We start from the raw sequence: 19623 nt of genomic DNA, 5'->3' as shown, positions 1-19623 counted from the left end.
GGGGCGTGCTGACCACGAAAGTGGCCTGCACGCCCGGAGGCGGCTGGACGGACGCTAATCCGAGTCTTTGGACCCCAGGGTGGTCTTCTGGACCTGCATCAGGAACTCGACGTTGGACTGCGTCTCCCGGATCTTGTTGGTCAGCAGCTCGAGTGCCTGCTGCTGCTCGAGCCCGGAGAGCACCCGGCGGAGCTTCCACATGATCTTGACCTCGTCCGGCGACAGGAGGTTCTCCTCGCGCCGGGTGCCGGAGGCGTTGACGTCAACGGCCGGGAAGATGCGCTTGTCGGCCAGGTGGCGCGACAGGCGGAGCTCCATGTTGCCGGTGCCCTTGAACTCCTCGAAAATGACCTCGTCCATCTTGGACCCGGTCTCCACCAGCGCGGTGGCGAGGATGGTCAGCGAACCGCCGTTCTCGATGTTGCGCGCCGCACCGAAGAAGCGCTTCGGCGGGTACAGCGCCGCCGAGTCGACGCCACCGGAGAGGATGCGGCCCGAGGCCGGAGCGGCCAGGTTGTAAGCGCGTCCCAGGCGGGTCATCGAGTCGAGGAGGACGACGACGTCCTTGCCCATCTCCACGAGGCGCTTAGCGCGTTCGATGGAAAGTTCGGCCACGGTGGTGTGGTCGTCGGCGGGACGGTCGAAGGTCGAGGCGATGACCTCGCCCTTGACGGTGCGCTGCATGTCCGTGACTTCTTCGGGACGTTCGTCGACGAGGACCATCATGAGGTGGACCTCAGGGTTGTTGATGGTGATCGCATTGGCGATGGCCTGCAGGATCAGCGTCTTACCGGCCTTGGGCGGGGACACGATCAGACCACGCTGGCCCTTGCCGATGGGAGCCACGAGGTCGATCACACGCGGACCGATCTTCTTGGGCTCGGTCTCCAGGCGCAGCCGCTCGGACGGGTAGAGGGGCACCAGTTTGGCGAACTCCACCCGGTCCCGAAGGTCTTCGGCCGGGATGGCGTTGACCGAGGTCACGCGCACCAGGGCGTTGAACTTCTGGCGGGTGCTGGCCTGGGTCTCGCCGTCGCGGGGTGCGCGGATGGCGCCGACAACGGCGTCGCCCTTGCGGAGGTTGTACTTCTTGACCTGGGCCAGGGAGACATAGACGTCGTTCGGGCCCGGCAGGTAGCCGGAGGTGCGCACGAAGGCGTAGTTCTCCAGGATGTCGAGCACGCCGGCGACGGGCAGCAGCACGTCGTCCTCGGTGACCTCGACGTCGTCGACGTCCGGATTGGCGTTGCGGCCGCGGCGGCGGTCGCTGCGCTCGTTGCGGTCGCGGAACCTGCTGGTGCGCTCTTCGTCGCGGGAGTTGCGCCCGGTGCGGTTACGGCGGTTGCGGCCACGGCCCTCGTCCTGGCTGTCCCCGCCGCGGTCGGCCCGGTTGTCGTTCCGGGAATCAGACCGGTTGTCGTTCCGGGTGTCGGCCCGATTGTCGCTCCTGCTGTCCCCGTTCCGCTCACCGCGGGTGTCGTCATCGCGCTCGCCCCGGTTGCGGCTGCGGCGCTCGTTGCGGTCACGGCCCTCGCCCTGCTGCGCGTTGCCGGAATCGCCGGCGGTGCGGGTCTCCTCGGCGTCGGCGCCCTCGGTGGTCGAGACCTCGCCGCGGTCATCGCCCCGGCGTCCGCGCCGGTTGCGCTGGTTGCGTCCCGAGCCTTCGCGGTCGCCGTTGCCGCGGTCTGCGGTCTCGGCGGGGGCTTCGGCGGCGGCGGTCTCGACAGCGGTGTCGGAAGCTGCCTCAGGGGTGCCCTGGGCGGTGACGACGCCGTCGCTTCCGGCGCGGCGGTTGCGGTTGCGGGTGCGCGGGGCGCGCTCGGCCGGGGCGGTGCTGTCGGCGGCCTCAGAGGCGGCGTCCTGGCGCGCGGCCGGGGCCTGCTGGCGGTCCGCGGCCGGGGCCTGCTGGCGGTCCGCGGCCGGGGCCTGCTGGCGGTCGGCAACGGCGGAACCGCGCTGGTGGTCTGAAATTGCGGAAACCAGGTCGCTCTTGCGCATCCGCGAGCCGCCGGTGATTCCCAGCTGTCCGGCAAGCGCCTGGAGCTGGGCCAGCTTCAGGCCTGCGAGTCCGCTGCTCTTTGAAGCCGGTGCGCTGACTGGTTCAGCGCTGGATGTATCCACACCTGGCAACAGGTCAGTGGTATCAGTCACGAAGGATCCTTCCCCCTCGTCGGGCGGCCACTTTCGAAGTGTGCCGCGTAGGTTAGCCCCGCTGCCGCTCTAGATGGACAGGAGGTGTTCGGCTGACCCGTTATGGTCGGGTTCGCCGCATGTGCTGGAAGCCTGGGGAATTCTGCGCGTCAGGTCGGACCTGGCCGCACAACGATGATTTCGGAGGCTACACCGGAGATTGCGCCACTGCTGATAAACCTGCAGTTTCTCGGCGGTCTAAGACAAGGACGGCCGGCTCAACAGAGGCACTCTTCAGAACCGTAAGTACGGTTCCTACCTTTGGTGCACTTCCACTTTAGCACCTTCCCGCGCAACATCGAGCCGAAGAATCCGCCAGCCGCCCGGCGTGTCGGACGCGGCGGCAAGGGCGCGGGCGGCCCCGAGTGCCCGCGCTGCCTCCTCCTCGCCGACGGCGAGGGTCATGACGGTCGGCCCGGCACCGGAAATCACCGAAGCGAACCCCTGCGCCCGCAGTGACTGCATCAGGGCCGCGCTCGGAAGCATGGCCGAGGCGCGGTACTCCTGGTGCAGCGCATCGCGGGTCCCGGGATGGAGCAGGTCCGGCCTCACGGTCAGGGCATGTACGAGCAGCGCCGCGCGGCCGGCGTTCGCCGAGGCACTCCCGTGCGGCACCGACGTCGGCAGCAGCCCGCGTGCGCTCTCGGTGGACAGGGCGGTGTCGGGAATGACGGCGATGGGGATGATGTCGGGGTGGACCTCCACCCGGGTGCTCTGGAAGGCCCTTCCGGTCTCCCAGGAGATGGCCAGCGAGCCGAGCAGCGCCGGGGCGACATTGTCGGGGTGGCCCTCAAGGGTTGAACACCACTGGAGCACCGCCGCGTCATCGAGCCGGTGGGCCTGGGGCAGCAGCGCGTTCGCGGCGAGCACCCCCGACACGATGGCCGCGGCGGAGGAGCCCAGTCCGCGTCCGTGGGGGATCACGTTGACCGTCTCAATCTCGAGCCCGGGCGCCGACCAGCCGGCGTTGGCGAGGGTTCCGAGCAGGGCGCGGGCCACGAGGTGCGAGCCGTCGGTGGGCAGGTCCCCGGCGCCCTCCCCCGTGGGGAGCACCTCGGTCGTGCCGGAGTCGAGGGTGCGCACGCGCACCGTATCGAACAGGCCGAGGGCCAGCCCGAGGCTGTCGAACCCGGGGCCCAGGTTCGCGCTCGTGGCCGGCACGGTGACCCGAACGGCCTGGCCGGAGTCGACGAGGCGTGCGGGGGCCGAGAGCACGGCGTCCTCAGGCACGTGCGCGGTCCGCGGTCTCTTCGAGCCCGAGGGCGGCCGCGACGCTCACGACGTCGAACTCGACCTTGGTGGGCTCGACGTCGGAGCCGTCGGCGGTGCGCAGCGCCCACTGGGGGTCCTTCAGCCCGTGGCCGGTGACGGTGATGACGATGGTCTTGCCCACGGGGGCGAGGCCCTGGCCGTGCTTCTTCAGCAGCCCGGCCACTCCGGCGGCGGAGGCCGGTTCGACGAAGACGCCTTCGCGAGCGGACAGCCAGCGGTGCGCCTCGAGGATCTCGTCGTCGCTGACGGCCTCGATCAGACCGCCCGATTCGTCGCGCGCGGCGACCGCGAGGTCCCAGGAGGCCGGGTTGCCGATCCGGATGGCCGTGGCGATGGTGTCGGGCTCGGTGACGGGGTGGCCCTTCACCAGCGGCGAGGCACCCTCGGCCTGGAAGCCCCACATCACGGGGGTCTTCGTCGCCACCGGGGCGAGTTCTCCCTCCGCGGTGGCATAGGGCGCCGCGTATTCCTTGTAGCCCTTCCAGTACGCGCTGATGTTGCCCGCGTTCCCGACCGGAAGCAGGTGGTAGTCAGGGGCGTCCCCGAGGCTGTCGACGACCTCGAACGCGGCGGTCTTCTGGCCCTCGAGCCGCGCCGGGTTCACCGAATTCACGAGGAACACCGGGTAGGCCTCGGCGAGCTTGCGGGCGACATCGAGGCAGTTGTCGAAGTTGCCGTTGACCTGCAGCAGCTGGGCACCGTGGGCGATGGCCTGGCTGAGCTTGCCCATCGAGATCTTCCCGTCGGGCACCAGGACGGCGCAGGTGATGCCGGCCTGGGTGGCGTAGGCCGCGGCAGAGGCCGAGGTGTTGCCGGTGGAGGCGCAGACGACGGCCTTGGCGCCGGCGGCGACAGCCGCGGTCATTGCCATGGTCATGCCGCGGTCCTTGAAGGAGCCGGTGGGGTTCATCCCCTCGACCTTGAGGTACACCTCGGACCCGGTGAGCTCCGAGAGGGCCCGGGCGCGCACGAGCGGGGTGCCTCCCTCACCGAGTGTGACGACTTCGGTGGACTCGGTCACGGGCAGTCGGTCGGCGTATTCGCGGATTACCCCGCGCCACTGGTGGGCCACTTAGATTCCCTCTACTCGAAGAACGGATGTCACTGAACGAATGACGGGCAGCGCCGCGACCTGCTTGACGGTCGCCGCGAGCGAGGCCTCGGTGGCGCGGTGGGTCACGATCCGCAGCTCCGCGGTCCCCTCCGCGCCGGGGTCCGGCTGGTGGATGCTCTGCCTCATGGTTTCGATCGAGACGCCGTTGTCGGCGAAGATCGCCGCGATCCGGGCCAGCACCCCCGGCTGGTCGGCGACGTCGAGGCCGATGCAGTAGCTGGTGCTCACGGTGTCGATGCTCAGCGCCGGGACGTGCCCGGTGGTGGTCTCGGTGCGGCCCGGGCCCCCGAGCACCATGCGGCGTGCGGCGCTCACGACGTCGCCGAGCACGGCCGACGCGGTGGGGGTGCCGCCGGCGCCCTGGCCGTAGAACATCAGTTCCCCGGCATTTTCGGCCTCGACGAACACCGCGTTGAACGCTCCGTGCACCGCGGCCAGCGGGTGGTCCCGGGGCAGGAGCGTCGGATGCACCCGCACGCTGACCCCGGGGTCGCCGGCCTCGTCGGACAGCAGTTCCGCGATGGCCAGGAGCTTGATGACGTACCCGTCGGCCTTGGCCGCTGCGATGTCGTCGGCGGTCACCTGCGTGATGCCCTCGCAGTACACGTTCTCCAGGGCGAAGCGCGTGTGGAAGGACAGCGAGGCGAGGATTGCGGCCTTCGCCGCGGCGTCGTGCCCCTCGACGTCGGCGGTGGGATAGGCCTCCGCGTAGCCGAGCTCCTGCGCGGCACGCAGGGCATCCGCGAACTGCGCCCCGGTGGTGTCCATCTGGTCCAGGATGTAGTTCGTGGTGCCGTTGACGATGCCGAGCACCCGGGTGATGCGGTCCCCCGAGAGACTGTCGCGGATGGGCCTCAGGATCGGGATCGCGCCGGCGACGGCGGCCTCGTAGGAGAGCTGCACACCGGCGGCATCGGCCTTCTCATAAAGGGCCGGGCCGTCCTGGGCGAACAGCGCCTTGTTGCCGCTGACCACCGTGGCTCCGTGCTCGATGGCGCGAAGGATCAGCGAGCGGGCCGGTTCGATGCCGCCCATCAGTTCGATGACGATGTCGGCGTCCTCGACGAGCGACTCCGCGTCGGTGGTCAGCAGGGCGCGGGGGATGCCGGGGCCGCGGTCGCCCTCGAGCGAGCGCACGGCGATGCCGACGAGCTCAAGGGGCGCGCCGGCGCGGGAGCCGAGCGCCGCGGCGTCGTCGAGGAGGATGCGGGCGACCTGGGAGCCGACGTTTCCGGCGCCGAGCAGGGCGACGCGCAGGGGGTTGGCGGGGGCTTCGGAAAGACTCATGCGCTGGATCGGGCTCCTGGGGTCGGGGTGGCGGCGCGCTGGACGTCGCGGGCCAGCAGGTCCGCCTCGGTCTCGCCGCGGACGATCAGCCGGGCGGTGCCGCCGGCGACGGCCACCACCGGCGGGCGGCCGAGGTAGTTGTAGTTGCTCGAAAGCGCCCAGCAGTAGGCACCGGTGCCGGGCACGGCGAGCAGGTCCCCCGCGGCGGTGTCGCCGGGAAGATAGACATCGCGCACCACGATGTCCCCGCTCTCGCAGTGCTTGCCGACGACGCGGGACAGCGCTGGGCCGGCACCGGAGACGCGCGAGGCGAGCACCGCGGAATAGTCGGCGTCGTACAGCACGGGCCGTGCGTTGTCGCTCATCCCGCCGTCGACCGAGACGTAGCGCCGCGGCTCGGTGGCGGGCTGCCCGGGCCCGGCCGGGACGGTGTCGACGTGGACCGTCTTGGTGGTGCCGGTGGTGTAGAGGGTGAAGGTCGAGGGGCCGACGATCGCGCGCCCGGGCTCGATCGAAATCCGGGGGACGGCAAGCCCGAGGTTGGCGCAGGTGGAGCCGACGACGGCGGCCATCGCGCCGGCGATCTCCTCCGGGCCGCGCGGCACATCGGCCTCGGTGTAGGCGATGCCGTAGCCGCCGCCGAGGTCGAGTTCGGGGAGTTCGACGCCGTGCCGGTCCCGGACGGCTGCCAGGAAGCCGAGCAGGCGGCGGGCGGCGAGTTCAAAGCCTTCGGCCTCGAAGATCTGCGAGCCGATGTGGCAGTGGACCCCGAGCAGGCGCAGGCCGGGGTGCGCGAGCGCGGCGTCGACGGCTCGGGAGGCCGGCGAGGCGCCCTCGGGATCGGACGGGTCGGCGCCCAGCGACAGGCCGAACTTCTGGTCCTCGTGCGCTGTGGCGATGAATTCGTGGGTGGAGGCGTGGACGCCCGGGGTCAGTCGCAGCAGCACGTTAGCGCGCACCCCGCGGGCCTCGGCCAGGTCGCCGACGATCACGATCTCCTGAAGACTGTCGACGACGATCCGGCCAAGGTCCAGGTCCAGCGCCCGGTGAATCTCCGCGGCCGACTTGTTGTTCCCGTGAAGGCCCAGCCGCTCCCCGGGCAGCCCGGCGCGCATGGCGACGGCGAGCTCACCGCCGGAGCAGGTGTCGAGGTTCAGCCCCTCCTCGGACACCCAGTGGGCGATCTCCGAGCAAAGGAAGGACTTGCCGGCGTAGTACACGTCCACTTCCCCGCCGATGACGGCGAACGCGGCCCGGAACGCGTCACGGAAGCCGGCGGCGCGGGCGCGGAAGTCCGCCTCCGAGACCACGAACAGCGGCGTGCCGAACTCGGCGGCCAGCTCCTCGACGGACACGCCGTCGACGGCGAGCACCCCGTCGGCGGAGCGCGCCACGTCGCGGGCCCACAGTTTGCGCTCCAGCGCGGCGGGGTCGGCGGGGACGGTGAGCCAGTCCGGGGCGAGGGGTGATCCGGCCGCCATGCTCACATCCTTTCCGGGGCGGAGACCCCGAGCAGCGTCAGTCCGTTCGCGAGCACCTGCTGGGTGGCGTTGTTCAGCCAGAGCCGGCTGCGGTGGACCTCCTCGACGGGCTCCCCGCCGATAGGCGCGATGCGGCAGGCGTCGTACCAGCGGTGGTAGGTGCCGGCGATGACCTCGAGGTGGCGGGCGACCCGGTGCGGCTCCCGGAAGGCCGCGGCCTGCGCCACGACGCCGGGGAACTGTCCGAGTGCGGCGAGGAGTTCGCCCTCGGTGGGGTGGCCCAGGGTCGAGGCGTCAAAGCTGCTGGTGTCGACGCCGGCGGACACGGCGTTGCGCTCAACGGCGTGGGTGCGGGCGTGGGCGTACTGGACGTAGAAGACGGGGTTCTCGTTGCTGCGCTTGGTCAGCAGGTTCAGGTCGATGTCGATGTTCGAGTCCGCCGAGAACCGCGCGAGGGTGTAGCGGGCGGCGTCGACGCCCACCGCCTCGACGAGGTCCTCGAGGCTGACGACGGTTCCCGCACGCTTGGACATCCGGACGGGCGTGCCGTCCTTCACCAGGTTCACGAGCTGGCCGATCATCACCTCGATCGTGTCGGGGTCGTCGCCCAGCGCCGCGGCGGCGGCCTTGAGCCGGGCCACGTAGCCGTGGTGGTCGGCGCCGAGCATGATGATGTTCAGGTCGAACCCGCGCTGGCGCTTGTTCACCATGTAGCCGATGTCGCCGGCGATGTAAGCGGGCGTGCCGTCGGAGCGGATGACCACGCGGTCGCGGTCGTCGCCGAAGTCGGTCGACTTCAGCCACCAGGCGCCGTCCTCGAAGAAGAGGTTGCCTGAACCCTTGAGCTGCTCGAGCAGGCCTTCGACGAAGTTGTTCTCGAAGAGGGAGTGCTCGTGGAAGTAGACGTCGAAGTCGACGCCGAACTCGTGGAGTGATTTTTTGATGTCGCCGAACATGAGGTCAACGCCGATGGCGCGGAACTGCTCGAGCGCGTCGGCCTCGTCCAGCGAGGGGATCGAGGGATCCTTCGCGAGCACCCGGTTGGCGATGTCGACGATGTAGTCCCCGCCGTAACCGTCCTCGGGTGCCGGCTGGCCCAGGGCGCTGGCGTAGAGGGAGCGGGCGAAACGGTCGATCTGTGCCCCGTGGTCGTTGAAGTAGTACTCGCGGGTGACGTCGGCGCCCTGCGACTGCAGGATGCGCGCGAGCGCGTCGCCAACGGCCGCCCAGCGGGTGCCGCCGATGTGGATGGGGCCGGTCGGGTTGGCCGAGACGAACTCGAGGTTGATCCTGCGGCCGGCAAGGGTGGTGTTCGTTCCGTAGGCGGTGCCCGCCTCGACGATGGTGCGGGCGAGTTCGCCGGCGGCTCCGGCGTCGAGGGTGATGTTGAGGAAGCCCGGTCCGGCGATGTCCACCGAGGCGACGCCGTCGATCGCCTCGAGGCGGTTCTTGAGGATCCCGGCGAACTCGCGGGGATTCATGCCGGCCTTCTTGGACAGCTGCAGGGCGATGTTCGTGGCCCAGTCCCCGTGCTCGCGGTTCTTCGGCCGCTCGACGCGCACTTCCGCCGGGAGCTCGATGTCGAACTCCCCGTCGGCGACGGCGGTCTTCAGGCAGGCGGAAATAGCGGAGGAGAGTTCTTCAGGAGTCACCCGTCCAGCATAACGGCGCACGCCGCGGCTGCCGTTTTGTGTGACGGGTGGGACAGCCGGGGCACGGAAGGGGTCCCGGACGCCATCCGGGCCTCCGCCGGGAACGAATACAGGGCAGCCGGGTTGTTCCTGCCGGGTTGTTCCTGCCGGGCTGCTGCACAATTGTTGAGTCACCAGTGTCCGCCCGGCGCAAGCAGCCGGGCGATTCCCGGGCCCTACCGTCAAGGAGATAACCGCCGTGAAAGACCTCGAAGCCGGATCCGCCGACACCCGCACCCGCAGCATCACCGGGAAGCGCGTGCTCCACGCACTGGCGGCGGCATCGCTCCTGGGTGTCGCGGGCTGCGCCGGAACGGCCCCATCGCCGGGCTCGGAACCCGCAGCGGAGGGCGCGAGCAGCGCCCCGGCCGAGGCACCGGCCAGCAGCGCGGCACCCGAGGCACCGGCCAGCGCCGGGCCGACCGAAGCGGGCCCCGCCGCGTCCGACCAGACATACGAGGACGGCGAGTTCACGCAGGTCGGCTCCTACGTCTCCCCCGGCGGCACCGAGGAGATCGGGGTGACCCTGACTCTCGAGAAGGACGTCGTGACGGCGGTGACCACCGAGCCGATGCCGTCCAACCCCACAGCCAAGCTGTACCAGGAACGCTTCAGCGGCGGCATCCAGGAGGAGATTGTCGGCAAGAAGCTCGACGATCTGAAGGTGGACAAGGTGGCCGGGTCCTCCCTGACCAGCGGTGGCTTCGCCGAGGCGACGGACCTCATCAAGAGCGAAGCTCAGCTCTAGTCGATGGCGGTCGGGGGCAGCTTCATCTTCGAGGCCATCGGGACCCGCTGGCAGATCGACACTGCCGCTCCGTTGGAGCCCGGGGTCCGTACCGCCATCGCCGGCCTCATCGAGGACTACGACGCCCTGTATTCGCGCTTCCGCCCCGACTCCGCGGCGGCCGCCCTCGCCCACGGCGGCGGGCGGCTCGAGCTTCCCGCGCACGGCGCCTCCCTGGGCCGGCTGTACCGGAGGCTGTACCGGCTCACGGACGGCTCGATGTCTCCGCTGGTCGGGTCCGTCCTTGAGCACCAGGGCTACGACGCGCTCTACAGCTTCACGCCCAAGGGGCCACCCGCCCCGGCCCGGGCCTGGGATGCGGCGCTCGACTGGGTGGGCACGGTCGTCACGGCCTCCGGGCCGGTCACCCTCGACGTCGGCGCCGCCGGAAAGGGCCAGCTCGTCGACCTCGTGGGCGGTCTGCTCGCCGACGCGGGGCAGACCGAATTCCTCGTCGACGCCAGCGGCGATATGCTCCACTCGGGCACCACGGCCCTCACCGTGGGGCTCGAACACCCCTATGATCCGACGCGCGCAATCGGCACCGTGCAGCTTCACGGCCGGGCGCTGTGCGCCTCCGCCTCGAACCGCAGGGCCTGGGGCGATGGCCTCCACCACGTGGTCGACGCCCGCACCGGCACCAGCGTCTCGACAGTGGTGGCGACCTGGGTCCTCGCGGCGGACACCATGACCGCCGACGCCCTGGCCACGGCGTTGTTCTTCGCCGAGCCCGAAGTGCTGGGCGAGGAGTTTGCCTTCGACTTCGTGCAGGTGTTCTCCGACGGGCACTCCCGCTTTTCCCCGACCCTGAACGGAGCACTGTTCACCCCATGAGCGGTATCGACCAGCTGCTGGGCCGGATCTCGATGTACCGGCTGACCCTTTCCCTCCTGATCCTGCTCACCGCGGTCTCGCTGGGGTTCTCGGCCGCGGGCCTGCTCGCCTTCCGCCCCTCGGAGCTCACCGCCACCCTTGCCACCGCCCTGGTCTCCACCTGGGGCGGCACCCGGATCATGGCGATGATCCTGCGGATGCGGCCGCACAATGAGTCGGCGCTGATCACCGGCTTCATCCTGTTCTTCATCATGTTTCCCACCCTGGACGGGCCCGGGCTCGGCGGCATCGCCGCCGCCGGGCTCGCCGCGGCGGCCTCGAAGTTCCTCCTCGCGGTGCGTGGCCGCCACATTTTCAACCCGGCGGCCGCCGGCGCCGTCGTCGCGACGCTGCTTGGACTCTCAGCCGCCGGCTGGTGGGTGGCCAACCCGTACCTGCTCCCCTTCGTCCTGTTTGGTACCCTCGTGCTGCTGTACCGGACGCGCAAGCTCGTCATGGGCGCCGTCTTTGTGGCGCTGAGCACCGGCATCCTCGTCGCGGGCCTGGCCTCGGGCGGGCTTGCGCCGCTGGCCGCGGGCCAGCTGGTCCTGGTGTCCTACCCGGTGCTCTTCCTCGTCGGGTTCATGCTGACCGAACCGCTCACCCTGCCGCCGCTGCGCTGGCAGCAGTTCGTCACCGCCGCCGTCGTCGCCGTCGTCTTCGCCGCCCAGCCCTCGCTCGGCCCGGTGTTCCTCGGACCGGAGTTCGCGCTCGTCATCGGCAACGCCGTCGCTTTCCTGATGGGCCAGCGGCGCAGCGTCCGGCTGAGGTTCACCGCCCGCCGGGACCTCACCCCGACGAGTTCGGAGCTGGTGTTTGCTCCGTCCCATCCGGTGCGGTTCGAGGCGGGCCAGTACATGGAGCTGAACCTGCCGCACGAACGCACCGACGGGCGCGGGTCCCGGCGGGTCTTCAGTATCACCTCCGCCCCGCAGGACCGGGACACCCTCAGCTTCGGGCTGCGCGTGAGCGAACCGGGAAGCAGCTTCAAGAAGGCGCTGCTGGGCCTGAAGTCCGGCGCCGTGGTGACGGGCACCCTGGTCGGCGGGGACTTCCGGCTGCCGAAGGACCCGTCAGTTCCGCTGCTGCTCGCGGCCGGCGGGATCGGCATCACCCCGTTCATCAGCCAGCTCCGCGACGTGGCCCGGCGCGGCCAGGACCGCGACGCCGTGCTGGTGTACGCGGTGCGGTCCACTGAGGAGATTGCCTACCGGGAGGAGCTCGCGGAGCTCGGCACGCCCGTCGTCCTCTTCGCCCCGCACGACCCGGCTGACGACGGCGTTCACCTGCCCCCGCGCTGGCGCTACGCCGGGGCGGGCTACCCGAGCGCGGACCAGCTGTCCGCCGAGGTGCCCGATCTGCCCTCCCGGCGGGTCTACGTCTCAGGCTCGCCGCTGATCATTTCGCACCTTCGCGCCGCCGTGCGGAAGGCCGGCGGAGGCAGGGTCACCACCGACGCGTTCCTCGGCTACTAGCTGTAGCTGGCCATGACGTTGGCCGGGGAACCGCGCGTTTCCACTCCGCCGAGTGCACCTGCTAAGCTCATTAAGTCCCTTACGGAGACGGAGAAAAACCGTCCCATGCCTTCGTAGCTCAGGGGATAGAGCGTCTGCCTCCGGAGCAGAAGGTCGTAGGTTCGAATCCTATCGAGGGCACCACCGGCCGGGTGGAACAACCGGCATCCCGGCGCCGCCGTCCTTCGGGACGGCGGCGCTTTGCTTTGCCTCCGGTGCGCGCCCTTACCCCTTCGCGGGACCGTCCCGGTACAGGTCGCGCAGCAGGGCGACCTCCGCGAGGTGGTGGATCATCTCCCGGTTGATGTGGAGCACCAGGGCCGACATCGGGTACTCGGCGAACGGGCCCTCGGCGGGGCCGACCGGGCGGGCGAGTTCCTCCCCGCTCAGGCCCGACACGGCACGGGTCCACTGCCCGTAGAGCCCGTCGAGGCGCGCCAGGGCGGCGCCGGCCGTCTCCGGGTATTCGAAGCCGCGGTAGGTGATCGGTTCGCCGCCGAAATGCGAGCCGACCCGCTCCCCCAGCACACCCACGATCAGGTGGCACAGCCGCCAGGCGATGGTGGTGAACGGGGCGGGATCGGGCTCCGGAATGGCGAACTCGAGGACGAACCGCCCAACGCCTGCGGCGACCGGCGCGCGTGCCTCCTCCCGCGGACGTAGGCTCCAGCAGCCGGGCACCGGTTCCCAGAAGTATTCGGCGTCGGTCAGCCCCTCGAGCCGGGGCCGTGCCTGGTGCTCCCAGTGCCAGGAGAGCTGTTCGGCGAGTTCTCCAGCGGTGCTCATTCGGCCTGCGCCTCCATCAGCTGGTAGATCCCGCGCACATCGCGCTTACCCCAGAACAGCAGCCAGCTTCCGAGGGTCTCCTGGTCCATGACGTCGAGCGTTCGGAAGATTTCGGCGGCGAACTCCACGGGCGCCCAGGACCCCGCGGTAACGACCCGGCGATCGCTCACGGTGAGCTCCTCCCGGTACAGGGCGGACCCCGAGTAGCCCTCGTGGGCTGCGAGGGAGTCGGCGCTGTTCCCGGTGTGCGCGACATCGTTGAGCAGCCCCGCACCGGCCAGCGCGTCGACGGCGCCGCAGATGGCCGCTACGGGGGCGCCCCGGTCCTTCAGCTGGGACGCGAGGTCAAGCACCTCCACATTGGCGGCGGAGTCCCAGCTCGTCCCGCCGGGCAGGATCAGCGCGTCGATCTGCTCGCCGGCGGTGTCGGCGAGCGCCGTGTCCGGAACCACCGTCATGCCGCCCATGGTGCGGATCGGGCCGCCGCCGGCCGAGGCGGTGGAGAGGAACACCTGCCGCTCCGGGCGCAGGAACTGACCGCCGGAGAGTTCGGCGGACGCATAGCCGACCTCCCAGTCGGCCATCCCCTCGGGAAGGTACAGCAGAACATTCAATGGCGTGCCCATGGCGTCTCCTGAGGTCGTGGGCCTGCGGCGCAGGCCACCGGTTGAATTCTCCCCCCAGCCTAGGAATCGATGAGGACAGGTTTTGTCCTCGGTCCGAGGTAGTTTGGGTTCATGCTGGAAACCTCGGCCCGCCTCCTCCACCTGCTCTCCCTCCTGCAGATGCGCAGGGAGTGGACGGGCCCCGCCCTTGCCCAGCGCATGGAGGTGACCGAGCGGACGGTGCGCCGGGACATCGGCAAGCTGCGCACTTTGGGCTACCCCATTTCGGCGTCCCCCGGCATCGCCGGCGGCTACCAGCTCGGTGCCGGGGCGCAGCTTCCGCCGCTGCTGCTCGATGACGACGAGGCCCTCGCCGTGGCGATCGGCCTGACCGCCGTCACCGCCAGCCCCGTGGCCGGCGTCGGGGAAGCCTCGGTGCGGGCGCTCACCAAACTGGAGCAGGTGCTGCCCGCGCGGCTGCGGCCCCGGTTCTCGGGGCTGCGGTCGGCGGTGACCCGCATGGCCGCGCCCAGCACCCCGGTCGATCCTGCGGTCCTGACAGCACTGTCGGCCGCAATCACCGAGCGCCGTATCGTGGCCTTCCGCTATGAGCGGCACGACGGCGAGTCCTCCCGCCGCCTCGTCGAACCGTACCGGCTCGTGGACACCGGGCGGCGCTGGTACCTGGTGGCGTGGGACACCGTCCGGGAGGACTGGCGCACGTTCCGGGTGGACCGCTGCCGGAGCATCCCCTCCCCCCGCGCGCGGTTCACGGCCCGGCCGCTGCCCGCGGCGGACCTGGCCCGGTACGTGCAGAAGTCCATCACCCGCTCCCCCTACAGCTACGACGCCGTCATCCGCCTCTCGGCGGGGATCCGGGAGATCGAACAGCGGATTCCCGCGGAGATCGCCGAGCTGACCAGCGACGGCCCCGACGCTACGATCCTGCGGGCGGGCTTTGATTCGCTCGACTACCCGCTGATGCAGCTGGCCTCCCTCGACGTTGAGTTCGAGATTCTGGAGCCCGAGGCCATGAGGGAGCGGGCCGCCGAGCTCGCGGGGCGCCTGCGGCGGGCCGCCGGCCGGGCCGGAACCGGGTACGCCCGCTGACGCGCTCAGCGGGCAGGTGCGCCGAGGGGATCCCGGACGGCGGGCACGCTCCCCTCCCGGCTGCTCCCTGCCGCCCGGCCCACCAGGCGCCGGAGCACTAGACTGGAAGCAACTATGGCACTGACAATCTCCTACCCCGCGGATCTTCCCGTCTCGGCCCGCCGCTCGGACATCATGGCGGCCATCGCGGCGAACCAGGTCACCATCATCGCGGGCGAGACCGGCTCGGGTAAGACCACCCAGATCCCCAAGATGTGCCTGGAGCTCGGCCTGGCCGACTCCGGGCTGATCGGCCACACCCAGCCCCGCCGCCTCGCGGCGCGCACCGTGGCCGAACGCATCGCCGAGGAACTCGACGTCAAGCTCGGCGAGGAGGTCGGCTTCCAGGTCCGGTTCACCGGCCAGGTGGGCCGCAGCACCAAAATCAAGATCATGACCGACGGCATCCTGCTGGCGGAGATCCAGCACGACCGCATGCTGCGGAAATACAGCACGATCATCATCGACGAGGCCCACGAACGCAGCCTCAACATCGACTTCATCCTCGGCTATCTGAAGCGCATCCTGCCCCAGCGGCCGGACCTGAAGGTCATCATCACCTCCGCGACCATCGATCCGGAACGCTTCGCCCGGCACTTCGCCGCCGACGCCGCCGTCACGGACACCGCGCCGGCGCCGATCATCGAGGTCTCCGGGCGCACCTTCCCGGTGGAAATCCGGTACCGGCCGCTGGATCAGCCCGCCGGCGACAACGACTCCGATGACGACCTCGAGGAGGCACGCGACCCGGTCGACGCGGTGTGCGACGCCGTCGACGAACTCTCCCGCGAGGCCCCCGGGGACATCCTCGTCTTCTTCTCCGGCGAGCGCGAGATCCGCGACGCGGCCGACGCCCTTCGGGCCAGGATCCAGAACACCCAGCGCCTGCGCGGCACCGAAGTGCTGCCCCTGTTCGCCCGCCTGTCCCTGCAGGAGCAGCACCGCGTGTTCAGCGCCGGCGGCTCCAACCGGCGCATCGTGCTGGCCACGAACGTCGCTGAAACCTCCCTGACCGTTCCGGGCATCAAGTACGTGATCGACACCGGCACGGCCCGCATCTCCCGGTACTCCCACCGCACCAAGGTGCAGCGGCTGCCGATCGAACGCGTCTCGCAGGCCTCGGCGAACCAGCGCTCCGGGCGTTCGGGCCGCGTCTCCGACGGCATCGCGATCCGCCTCTACTCCGAGGAGGACTTCGAGTCCCGGCGCCCGTTCACCGAGCCCGAGATCCTGAGAACCAGCCTGGCCGCGGTGATCCTGCAGATGACCGCCATGGGCGTCACGAAGAGCCCGCGCGACATCGCCGAGTTCCCCTTCGTCGAGCCGCCCGACGCAAAGGCCATCACCGACGGCGTGGCCCTGCTGCGCGAGCTCGGTGCCCTGAACGACGACGGCGGGCTCTCCGGCGTCGGCCGCAAGCTCGCCCAGCTGCCGGTCGATCCACGGCTCGGCCGCATGATCGTCGAGGCGGCCGGCCGGGGCTGCGCCAAGGAGGTCATGATCCTCGCTGCGGCCCTGACCATCCAGGACCCCCGCGAACGGCCGTCCGCCGACCAGCCGGCCAAGCAGCAGAGCGCCGCCGAAAAGCACAAGCGCTTCCTCGACGAGCACTCGGACTTCACCGGGTACCTCAACCTGTGGCGCTACCTCGAAGAGCAGCAGAAGGAACTGTCCTCGACCCAGTTCCGCAGGCTGTGCCGCAATGAATTCATCAACTACCTTCGGGTCCGGGAGTGGCAGGACCTCTTCGCCCAGCTGCGCCAGCTCGCCAAGCCGCTGGGCATCACCCTCGCCCCGGGCGCCATCGACCCGGTGGGCAACAGCGACGCCATCCACATCAGCCTGCTCTCTGGCCTGCTGAGCCACATCGGGCTCTACGACCAGCGCAAGCGGGAGTACGCCGGCGCCCGCGGGACCCGCTTCGCGGTCTTCCCCGGCTCGGCCCTGTTCAAGAAGTCCCCCGACTGGGTGATGGCCGCCGAGCTCGTCGAAACCTCCCGGCTGTGGGCCCGGGTCGCCGCCCGGTTCGATCCGCTGTGGGCCGAGCAGGTGGCTCCCCACCTGGTGAAGCGCAGCTACAGCGAACCGCACTGGTCAAGCCGGCAGGGCTCGGTTATGGCGTACGAGAAGGTCACCCTCTACGGGGTGCCCATCGTGCCGCAGCGGCGCATCAACTACGGCCGTGTGGACCGCGAGGTGGCGCGCGAACTGTTCATCCGGCATGCCCTGGTGGAGGGCGACTGGAAGACCCACCACAAGTTCTTCTCCCGCAATCAGGCCCGGCTGGCGGAGATCGAGGAGCTCGAGAACCGGCTGCGCCGCCGGGACCTGAGGGTCGACGACGAGACACTCTTCGACTTCTACAACGCCCGGGTGGGCCGGGAGGTCGTCTCCGAACGGCACTTCGACTCGTGGTGGAAGCAGGCACGCCAGGCGGACCCGGACCTGCTCGACTTCGATCCGGAGGACCTGCTCGCCGAGGACGCCGACGCGTTCGACGATTCGGCCTTCCCCACCACCTGGCACCAGGGCGGCTTCGAGCTGCCCCTAAGCTACGAATTCTCCCCCGGCGCCCCCGGCGCGGCCGACGGGGTCACGGTGCGGATCCCCGTGCTGTTCCTCAACCAGCTCGAGTCCGGTCCGTTCCGCTGGCAGATCCCGGGCCTGCGGGTGGAGCTCGTCACGGCGCTCATCAAGTCCCTGCCCAAGGGCATCCGCAAGAACTTCATCCCGGCGCCGGACGTGGCCCGGTCCGCCGTCGCCGCGCTCGAGGCGGACTTCGATCCGGCGGTGGACGACCTCGAGGCCTCCCTCGAACTGGTCCTGCGCCGCCTGAAGGGGCACATCATCCCGCCCGGATCGTGGAACTGGTCGGTGCTGCCCCCGCACCTGTCGATGACCTTCACCGTCGTCGACGCCAAGGGGAAGGTCCTCGACGAGGGCCAGGACCTGAACGCCCTCAAGGCCTCCCTGGCGCCCGCCGTCAGCCGGGCCATCGCCGCGTCCCTCGGAGCGACCCCGTCAAGCACCCGTCCGGAGGGCTCGGGCACGGCCAAGGGCCCCCGCGGCGGCCGGGCCCCGGCGGCCGACGGTGGAACCACCGCAGCACCGCAGCCCGCGGCCGCCGACGCGCGCGCCACGCCGTCGGCCGGGGGCACGCCGGGACTTGAGGAAGTGACAGGGGCGACGGCGTGGACCTTCGGGACGGTGCCGCGCGAGGTCTCCCGCACAGTGGCCGGGCACCTCGTGACCGGCTATCCCGCCCTCGTCGACGAAACCACCTCGGTGGGCCTGCGGGTCTTCCCCAGCCCGGCCGAGCAGGCCGGGGCGATGCGCGCCGGCGTCATCCGGCTGCTGTCCCTGCGCGTGCCCAGCCCGGCCAAGTACGTCCTTGAGCACCTGAGCAACACCGAGAAGCTCACCTTCAGCCAGAACCCCCACGGCAGCGTTGCCGCGCTCATCTCGGACTGCTCGCTGGCCGCCATCGACAAGCTGGTCCCCGAGCAGCTGCCCTGGACACAGAAGGAATTCGACGCGCTCTACGAGCTCGTGCGGGCGGAGCTGATCGACACGGTGTTCACCGTGACGGCCACCGTTGAGAAGATCCTCTCAAGCCACCGCAGGATCTCCAAGCAGCTCAAGGGCACCACGAGCCTGGCGATGATCACCGCGCTCAACGACATCCGCAGCCAGCTCGAACAACTCGTCTACCCGGGGTTCGTGGCGAAGACCGGCTACGCGCAGCTCAGCCACCTCCCCCGCTACCTCCGCGGCATTGAGATGCGCCTCGAGAAGCTCGCGTCGAACGTCGCCCGCGACAATGCGGGCACCGCCGTCGTGCAGCGCCTCGAGGACGAATACGACGACGCCGTGGCGGCGCTGGCGGCCGGCGCGCGGAAGACTGCGCCTGACCTGAAGCGGGTGCGCTGGATGCTTGAGGAGCTGCGGATCAGCCTGTTCGCCCAGGAGCTGGGCACCGCCTACAGCGTATCCGAAAAGCGCATCCGGGCCGCCCTGGGCGAGGCACTCGCCGCCTGAGGGTGCCCGGGTCCGACATCTTGTAACGGGTTCAGGCGAGGTCCTCAGAGTTCAGCAGCCGGCGGCGGGCGCTGAGCAGGTCCAGTTCGGGGCGGGCCGCGACGAAACGCTCGACGGCGTCGAGCACCTCGACGGCGTGCCGCCGGTCGGCCGCCACGACGGAGGCGCCGATGCCGGCGCGGCGGTGCAGGTCGAGGCCTTCGACCTCCGCGGCGGCGACGTCGAACCTGCGCCGGAGGTCGGCCACCAGCGGGCGGACCACGGAGCGTTTGCCCTTGAGCGAATGGACATCGCCGAGCAGCAGGTCGAATTCGATGGTGCCGATCCACATGTCGGCTCCTTCCACCGGCGGTGCGGGACGAGGCGCCGGCTCAGGCCGAGGGGACGGCGGTGGAGCCGGCCGCGCGCAGCGCCTCGCGGAGGGAGTCAGCGGCGGCGTCGAGGGCGGCCGGGTCGGGGTTCCGGTCAACGTCGTGGACGTCGAAGTCCTCGGGGCCCTGCGCCGGCCAAACGTGCACGTGGAGGTGGGGCACCTCGAAGCCTTCGAGCAGCACCCCCACCCGCTTGGCGCCGAACGCCTGCTCCTGGGCCCTGCCGATGGCCTGGGCCACGGCCATCACCCGGGTGAGCGTCTCCGGGTCGGCCTCGAGCCAGTGCGGAACCTCCCGGCGCGGCACCACGAGGGTGTGCCCGGGGGTGATCGGGGCAGCGGTGAGGAACGCGACGACATCGTCGTCGGCCCAGACGAAGCGTCCGGGAATCTCGCCGCGGATGATCCGGGTAAAGACAGTGGTCACAGGCCCTCCTTCGCCAGGGGCGCGCCCCGCTCCCCTGGC

15 protein-coding genes and 1 tRNA gene are annotated in these 19623 nt (G+C 70.4%); 6 read left to right on the top strand and 10 right to left on the bottom strand.

The genetic code is table 11. The features are described 5' to 3' along the window. Positions 1–54 precede the first annotated feature (54 nt). From rho to argS, 6 genes are all read right to left on the bottom strand, one after another. Positions 55–2151 carry a transcription termination factor Rho gene (gene rho / locus GVV86_RS11615; protein ID WP_159618520.1) on the bottom strand — a complete coding sequence of 699 codons (2097 nt, stop codon included), beginning with the start codon at positions 2149–2151 and terminating at the stop codon, positions 55–57. A gap of 294 nt (positions 2152–2445) precedes the next feature. Continuing rightward, positions 2446–3420, bottom strand: coding sequence for a homoserine kinase (thrB, locus tag GVV86_RS11610; RefSeq protein WP_159618522.1), 975 nt, complete (start codon positions 3418–3420; stop codon positions 2446–2448). After that, positions 3413–4534: a threonine synthase gene (thrC, locus tag GVV86_RS11605; protein WP_159618524.1), complete on the bottom strand. Its 1122-nt coding sequence runs from the start codon at positions 4532–4534 to the stop codon at positions 3413–3415. Before thrC ends, thrB begins: the two co-directional genes overlap by 8 nt. Further along, positions 4535–5863 carry a homoserine dehydrogenase gene (locus GVV86_RS11600; protein WP_159802897.1) on the bottom strand — a complete coding sequence of 443 codons (1329 nt, stop codon included), beginning with the start codon at positions 5861–5863 and terminating at the stop codon, positions 4535–4537. Next, positions 5860–7344, bottom strand: a complete 1485-nt coding sequence (gene lysA / locus GVV86_RS11595) for a diaminopimelate decarboxylase (RefSeq protein WP_159802896.1) — start codon at positions 7342–7344, stop codon at positions 5860–5862. The genes GVV86_RS11600 and lysA overlap by 4 nt, the downstream gene beginning before the upstream one ends. A 2-nt stretch (positions 7345–7346) precedes the next feature. Continuing rightward, positions 7347–8996: an arginine--tRNA ligase gene (gene argS / locus GVV86_RS11590; protein ID WP_159618530.1), complete on the bottom strand. Its 1650-nt coding sequence runs from the start codon at positions 8994–8996 to the stop codon at positions 7347–7349. A 238-nt stretch (positions 8997–9234) separates the two neighbouring features. On the opposite strand from argS, the gene GVV86_RS11585 reads away from it, so the two are divergent. From GVV86_RS11585 to GVV86_RS11570, 4 genes are all read left to right on the top strand, one after another. Continuing rightward, positions 9235–9783: a hypothetical protein gene (locus GVV86_RS11585; protein WP_246669966.1), complete on the top strand. Its 549-nt coding sequence runs from the start codon at positions 9235–9237 to the stop codon at positions 9781–9783. A 3-nt stretch (positions 9784–9786) separates the two neighbouring features. Further along, entirely contained in the window at positions 9787–10656 is an 870-nt protein-coding gene (locus GVV86_RS11580) for an FAD:protein FMN transferase (protein ID WP_159802895.1), read from the top strand. After that, complete coding sequence (locus GVV86_RS11575) at positions 10653–12170, top strand: FAD-dependent oxidoreductase (protein ID WP_159802894.1); 1518 nt, start codon at positions 10653–10655, stop codon at positions 12168–12170. Before GVV86_RS11580 ends, GVV86_RS11575 begins: the two co-directional genes overlap by 4 nt. 107 nt (positions 12171–12277) lie before the next feature. Beyond that, a tRNA-Arg gene (locus GVV86_RS11570) sits at positions 12278–12353 on the top strand. 81 nt (positions 12354–12434) lie between these two features. Here GVV86_RS11570 and GVV86_RS11565 read toward each other — a convergent pair. Both GVV86_RS11565 and GVV86_RS11560 read right to left on the bottom strand, forming a co-directional pair. Beyond that, positions 12435–12995: a DinB family protein gene (locus GVV86_RS11565; protein WP_159802893.1), complete on the bottom strand. Its 561-nt coding sequence runs from the start codon at positions 12993–12995 to the stop codon at positions 12435–12437. Further along, positions 12992–13621 carry a DJ-1/PfpI family protein gene (locus tag GVV86_RS11560; protein ID WP_159618538.1) on the bottom strand — a complete coding sequence of 210 codons (630 nt, stop codon included), beginning with the start codon at positions 13619–13621 and terminating at the stop codon, positions 12992–12994. Before GVV86_RS11560 ends, GVV86_RS11565 begins: the two co-directional genes overlap by 4 nt. Positions 13622–13732: 111 nt before the next feature. Between GVV86_RS11560 and GVV86_RS11555 the strand changes: the two genes are divergently transcribed. Together GVV86_RS11555 and hrpA are read left to right on the top strand one after the other, a co-directional pair. Then, positions 13733–14710 carry a helix-turn-helix transcriptional regulator gene (locus GVV86_RS11555; RefSeq protein ID WP_159618540.1) on the top strand — a complete coding sequence of 326 codons (978 nt, stop codon included), beginning with the start codon at positions 13733–13735 and terminating at the stop codon, positions 14708–14710. A gap of 114 nt (positions 14711–14824) precedes the next feature. After that, positions 14825–18787 carry an ATP-dependent RNA helicase HrpA gene (gene hrpA / locus GVV86_RS11550; RefSeq protein ID WP_159802892.1) on the top strand — a complete coding sequence of 1321 codons (3963 nt, stop codon included), beginning with the start codon at positions 14825–14827 and terminating at the stop codon, positions 18785–18787. Positions 18788–18818: 31 nt separating this feature from the next. Here the strand turns inward: hrpA and GVV86_RS11545 are convergent, their stop codons facing one another. Both GVV86_RS11545 and GVV86_RS11540 read right to left on the bottom strand, forming a co-directional pair. Continuing rightward, positions 18819–19118, bottom strand: a complete 300-nt coding sequence (locus GVV86_RS11545) for a DUF503 domain-containing protein (RefSeq protein WP_159802891.1) — start codon at positions 19116–19118, stop codon at positions 18819–18821. A gap of 40 nt (positions 19119–19158) precedes the next feature. Continuing rightward, positions 19159–19584 (bottom strand): HIT family protein, encoded by a 426-nt coding sequence (locus GVV86_RS11540; RefSeq protein ID WP_159802890.1) that lies wholly within the window; start codon positions 19582–19584, stop codon positions 19159–19161. Positions 19585–19623 lie beyond the last annotated feature (39 nt).

It is taken from the genome of Arthrobacter zhaoguopingii, assembly GCF_009828595.1.
Lineage (GTDB): Bacteria > Actinomycetota > Actinomycetes > Actinomycetales > Micrococcaceae > Arthrobacter_D > Arthrobacter_D zhaoguopingii.
The sequence above is the reverse complement of the archived record's forward strand: the minus strand, read 5'-3'. Positions and strand labels throughout refer to the sequence as shown.